We start from the raw sequence: 1,380 nt of genomic DNA, 5'->3' as shown, positions 1-1,380 counted from the left end.
GGCGTGCGACGGGTGGTGGTGGCCGGCAGCTTCCGGCGTGGCAAGGACACGGTGGGCGACCTGGATATATTGGCGACGGCCACCGCCGACAGTCCGGTGATGGAACGCTTCACCGCCTATGAAGATGTGGCGGAGGTCCTCTCCCAGGGCACCACCCGGGCCACCGTGATCCTGCGGAACAAACTTCAGGTCGACCTCCGGGCCGTGGACGAATCCGCCTACGGTGCCGCCCTGCATTATTTCACCGGTTCCAAGACCCATAACATCGCCATCCGCCGCATGGGTCAGGATATGGGTCTGAAGGTCAACGAATACGGGCTTTTTCGCGGGAAGGAACGAATTGCCGGCGATACGGAGGAATCGGTCTACGCCGCCGTCGGCCTGCCCTATATCGAGCCGGAACTGCGGGAGAACCGCGGCGAAATCCAGGCCGCCCGCGCCGGACACCTGCCGAAACTGGTGGCGATGGGCGATTTGCGCGGCGACCTGCACGCCCACAGCAAGGCCAGCGATGGTCACTATAGTTTGCGGGACATGGCCGCGGCGGCCAGGGCCGCAGGCCTGGAATATCTGGCCATCACCGAGCATAGCCGCCATCTGGCCGTCGCCCATGGCCTGGACCCGGTGCGTTTGCGCCGACAGATGGATGAGATTGACGCCCTTAATGGGGAACTCGATGGCATTACGCTCCTCAAGGGCGTAGAGGTGGACATCCTGGAAGACGGTCGCCTGGATTTGCCCGAAAGTATCCTGGGTAACCTGGATCTGGTGGTGGCTGCGGTGCACTCCCAGTTCGATCTGTCCAGAGGCAAGCAGACCGCGCGCATCCTCAAGGCCATGGACAGCCCCCATTTCAGCATCCTCGCCCATCCCAGCGGGCGGCTCATCGGCAGCCGGGAACCCATGGACGTGGACATGTCCCGCGTCATCCGCCATGCGCGCGAGCGGGGCTGCTTTCTGGAGATCAACGCCCAGCCGGAACGTTTGGATCTCGTCGACATCCATGCCCGGATGGCCAAGGAAGAAGGCGTGCTGCTGGCCGTCAATACCGATGCCCACAGCATTCACGACTTCGCCAATCTGCATTTTGGCCTACAACAAGCGCAGCGCGGCTGGCTGGAGAAGAAAGACGTGCTCAATGCGAGGACGCTCAAGGAGTTGCGGCCCCTGCTGGCGGCGACCTTGAACAGCTAGGCCGGGGACAACATTGAACATTTAGCACCCGCCGGATCTCGGGGCGGGTTTCTGCAAACGGGTCAAGGCAATACATCCTGGATCTCCGCCCTAATTTCCGCAGCGTGGGTCAGTAAAATCATATGCGTACCCGACTCCAGCAGATGATACCGCGCCGTAGGCAGGTGTGTAGCCAGCGCCACGCCG

At 62.5% G+C, this 1,380-nt stretch carries 1 protein-coding gene; it reads left to right on the top strand.

Annotated features, from left to right (window positions below; genetic code table 11):
* A partial coding sequence (locus HF921_RS05870) for a DNA polymerase/3'-5' exonuclease PolX (protein ID WP_215893489.1) occupies positions 1–1,194 on the top strand: 1,194 nt, incomplete at its 5' end.
* Between the last annotated feature and the right edge of the window lie 186 nt (positions 1,195–1,380).

The sequence above is a fragment of the Acidithiobacillus ferriphilus genome, from assembly GCF_018854775.1.
GTDB lineage: Bacteria > Pseudomonadota > Gammaproteobacteria > Acidithiobacillales > Acidithiobacillaceae > Acidithiobacillus > Acidithiobacillus ferriphilus.
Note: the sequence above shows the minus strand (reverse complement) of the source record. Positions and strands in the feature narration are given on the sequence as shown.